The organism is Allosphingosinicella sp., from assembly GCF_036387215.1.
GTDB lineage: Bacteria > Pseudomonadota > Alphaproteobacteria > Sphingomonadales > Sphingomonadaceae > Allosphingosinicella.
Map to the genome: position 1 here is coordinate 1 of NZ_DASVUE010000353.1, position 4,562 is coordinate 4,562.

Annotated in this window: 1 protein-coding gene and 1 pseudogene; both read left to right on the forward strand. The window is 68.9% G+C overall.

Annotated elements, in window-relative coordinates; translation table 11 throughout:
- Positions 1–115: 115 nt before the first annotated feature.
- On the forward strand, positions 116–2,263 hold the full coding sequence (locus VF662_RS14020) for a BamA/TamA family outer membrane protein (protein WP_464142362.1): 2,148 nt from the start codon (positions 116–118) through the stop codon (positions 2,261–2,263).
- Positions 2,263–4,562 (forward strand): annotated as a pseudogene (locus VF662_RS14025) (translocation/assembly module TamB domain-containing protein); the annotation flags it as partial. The gene VF662_RS14020 and the pseudogene VF662_RS14025, both read left to right, overlap by 1 nt.

Here is a 4,562-nt window from a genome sequence, read left to right on the forward strand (position 1 = left end):
TAACACCTGTTGTTTCGAAGCCACAGTTTCCCCGCTACCGACGCCACATGCGAGCGAAAGCGGCACTTTTCCCCATCGCTGTCGTTTCGCCACCTAAACGGGGGGCGGAACTTCCTTGAACAAGGGCAGAGCATTATTGACGGCCGCGGCGGGCGGAGCGCTCGCTTTGTGCCAGGCGCTCCACGCCCAGTCGCAGTCCCGCACTCAACCGCCGCCCCAGTCAAACGATCCGAACGCGCCGATTGTTTCCGACGAGCAGTTCCAGAAGCAGCTGCCGCCGCTCGATCCGGAGCTTGGAAAGCCGCTCGAGCCGATCGAAAGCTTTGATCTTCCGCCCGTGGCGCCGGCAACCCCCGGCACGCAGACGCCGCTCCCGGCCCAAACCGCCGCGCCGGACCCCGCACTGGCCGAGCCGCTGCCGCCGCTGGCGACGTTCGACGTCACGACGCCCCCCGCCGGGACCGAAGAGGAGACGCAGCAGGCGCGGGTCCGCTACAGCCTGGTGGTCGAGGGGTTGAAGGAGGTCGATCTCGAAGGCCGCTTCCGCGACCTATCCGCGCTCGAGGACGGCGACGGCGAAGCGACGAACGGCGCGCAGATCGCCGCCCGCGCCCGCGAGGACGAGGCGCTAGCAATCCGAATCCTCCGTTCCGAGGGCTATTATGACGGCACCGCCGTCGCCGCGATCGAGCAGCTGCCGGAAACGCCGGGGCAGGTCCGGGTGGTGGTCACCGCAGTCCCCGGCGACCGTTATTCGCTCGGCGAGATCTCGCTTCCCGGGGCGGAGACGGTCCCGGCCGGCCTTGCCCGGGAGGCGCTGCCGCTGAAGACGGGCGACCCGATCGTCGCCGCGAACGTCGAGGGCGCCGAAGCGAACATTCTCCTCCGCCTCCCGGAACAGGGCTATCCCTTCGCCGAAATCGGCAAGCGCGACGTCCTGCTCGATCCGGAGACCGACCGGGGCGACTACACGCTTCCGGTGACCCCCGGCCCGCGCGCCAGCTTCGGCGGCTATACGACCGAGGGCGATCTCGCCTTCGACTCCGAGCATGTGGGCGTGCTGGCGCGGTTCGACCGCGGCGATCTCTACGACCGGCGCAAGGTCGACGATCTGCGCGAGGCGATGGTCGCGACCGGCCTCTTCACCACCGTTTCGGCCGAGCCCGTTCGCACCGGCGAGGTGGGGCCGGACGGCACGGAATATGTCAACATCCTCGTCAGGCAGGATGCGGGGCCGGCGCGTTCGCTGACGGCTAGCGGCGGCTACAATACGGGCGAAGGCCTTCGGATCGAAGGCGCCTGGGAGCACCGCAACCTGTTCCGGCCCGAAGGCGCGCTCCGCGCCGCCGCGGTTGCGGGTACGCGTGAACAGAGTGTGAACTTCTCCTTCCGCCGCTCCAATGCCGGCAAGCGCGACCGGACGGTGCTTGCGCTGATCGAGGCGGGGCGGCGCGACTATGCGGGGTTCCGCGGCTACACGGCGCGGCTGAGCGGCCTCATCTCGCGCGAATCGACGCCGATCTGGCAGAAGCGCTGGACCTGGGCCTTCGGCGCCGAGCTCATCGCCACCAACGAAGCGCTCGGCCGAGAGCCGCGCCTCAGCCTCAGCGATGCCTATTTCATCGGCGGGCTCACCGGCCAGCTCGGCTACGACCGGTCGAACAGCCTCCTCAACCCGACCAAGGGCTTCCGCCTCCTCGGCCGCACCAACCCGGAAATCTCGCTCGGCAACGGCACGATCCCCTACATTCGCAATGTCATCGAAGGCAGCGCCTACTTCCCCGCAGGCGAGAGCCTGGTGATCGCAGGCCGCGCCCGCTTCGGCTCGATCATGGGCATCTCTCGGGACGAGCTCGCGCCCTCCCGCCGGCTCTATGCCGGCGGCGGCGGGTCGGTGCGGGGCTTCGGCTATCAGCAGCTCGGGCCGAGGACCGAGATCGCCAACCCGAAGTTCGACCCGACCGATCCGGACGAGAAGGATAAGCCGACCATCTCGGTCCCGATCGGCGGACGGAGCCTCACCGAATTCGCGCTCGAGGCGCGCTACCGGTTCGGCGATTATGGCGTCGTGGGCTTCGTCGATGCCGGCCAGGTCACCACCGATTCCACCCCCGGCTTCTCGGATCTTCGCTTCGGAGTGGGCATCGGCGGGCGGCTCTACACGAATTTCGGGCCGCTCCGCGTCGACGTCGCGACGCCGCTCGGCCGGCGCAAGGGCGAATCGCGTATCGGCCTCTACATCTCGATCGGGCAGGCCTTCTGATGGCCGACCAGGGGATCCCCCGCGGCGTCACCGCCGCTCCCGCCCCGGGGCGGCCGCTGCGGACGGCGGCAAAATGGGCGGCGATCGTCTTCGGGGTGCTCCTGCTTCTGATCGCCGGCATCTTCCTCGGCATCAACACCGACATCGGCCGCCGCTACGTCGTCAGCCAGATCAACAATCTGGAAATGGCGTCCGGTCTCGATATCGACATCGGCCGGATCGAAGGCTCGATCTACGGCAAGCTCACGATCCACGACCTGACGCTGAAGGACACCAAAGGCACCTTCTTCGTCGCTCCGGTGGCGGAGATGGACTGGCGGCCGTTCGCTTACCTCCGCAACCATGTCGATATCAGATCGCTGACGATCCCCCGCGCGCGGCTCTATCGGGCTCCGGAACTGAAGGAGACGGGCGATCCCAACGCGCCGCTCCTGCCCGATCTAGACATCGACATCGGCCGCCTGAAGGTCGGCAGGCTCCTGCTGGACGCGCCCGTCACGAGCCAGCGCCACCTCTTGTCCATCGACGGCGCCGCAAAGATTGCCGACGGACGCGCGCAGGTGGCGCTCAATACGGGCGCGCTGACAGGCCCCGGCATAGCCGGCGGGGACCGGCTGAGGCTGCGGCTCGACGCGGTGCCCGAGGCGAACCGGCTCAACATTGCCGCGCGGGTGGAAGCGCCGGCAAACGGCTTCGTCGCAAGCATGACGGGCGTCCGTCAGCCGATCGTCGCGGCGATCGGCGGCCGGGGCAGCTGGGCCAATTGGCAGGGCCGCGCGCAGGCGCTGCTCGGCGGCAAGCCGTTCGCGAACCTTAATGTCGGCGCCCGCGACGGCACCTTCACCGTCGACGGGCCGATCCGGCCTGACATCCTGGTCCCGCCATCGGCCCGCCGCATTCTCTCGCCCTTCATCCAGGTGAACCTCGTCACCACCCTCGCCGAACGCCGTGCCGATACCCGCCTGAAGCTCCAGTCGAAGGCGCTCGCCGTCGCCGCGCAGGGCATGCTGGACCTCGGCCAGAGCCGCTTCGGTGACTTCCGCGTCGCTGCCCGCCTGCTCGAGCCCGGCGCGATCATGCCGAACCTGCGCGGCCGCGACGTGCGCGTTGCGATGGTTCTGAACGGCGGCTTCGGCACGCCGACCGTCGCCTACGATCTCCAGGCGGCCAGCATGGGCTTTGCCGACGTGAACGTGGAGGGTCTGCGCGCCGTCGGCCGCGCGCGGATCGACGCCGACCGGATCGTCGTCCCGATTTCCGCCCGGGCCAGGCGCATCACCGGGCTGAACGAGGCTGTCGGAAGCCTCGTCACCAACGTCGCCATCGACGGCAGCCTTGCGATCAGCGGCACACGGGTCCTTTCGGACAATCTCCGCATCCGCTCCGACCGGGTGAACGCCACCGCCATCGTCGTCGCGGACCTTGCCAAAGGCCAGTATCGCGCCGGCCTTCAGGGACGCATCAACAACTATCTCGTCCGCGGAATCGGCCTGCTCGACATCCAGAGCAACATGGACGTGGTGAGCCAGGCCGGCGGCTTCGGCATCAGCGGCCGCGTTGCGGTCCGCACCCGCCGGATCGACAATGCCTCGGCGCGCGATTTCCTCGGCGGCAATGCGATCATCACCACCAACATCAACATGAACCCCTCCGGGGTGATAACCTTCAGCAACTTCCGCCTCGCGGCGCCGCAGCTTCGGATCAGCTCGGGCAGCGGGACTTACGCTCCGGACGGGCGTGTGAACGCCCGCTTCGCGGGAGTCTCCACCGCCTACGGTCCGATCGCGGTCGTCATCACCGGTACGGCTACCGCACCCGACATCCGCATCCGCGCGGCCCGTCCCGGCTTCGGCCTGGGCCTCAGCAATGTCGAGGCGCGGATCAGGGCCACCGGCAGCGGCTACGAGATCACCGCCACCGGCCAGTCGCAATACGGGCCCTTCGTTGCCGACCTGCTCGTGCTGACGGGCCGCGGCCCGCTCACGATCGAGATCCGCCGCCTCACCATCGCCGGCTTCACTTTCCGCGGGCGAGTCGTGCAGACGCCGGCCGGACCGTTCGTCGGCACTCTGCAGGCGAGCGGCCAGGGCCTCAACGGCACCGTCCGTCTCTCCGCAGCAGGGAGCGTGCAACGGGCGGATGTCTCCGCACGGGCCAACGGCGCGCAAATCCCGGCCAATCCGCCGATCCTGATCCAGCGCGGCATTATCGAGGCGACCGCGATCCTCTATCCCAATGCGCCGGCGATCGTCGCCGACGTGCAGATGGCGGGGCTCCGCCGCGGCGACCTGCTCGTCCA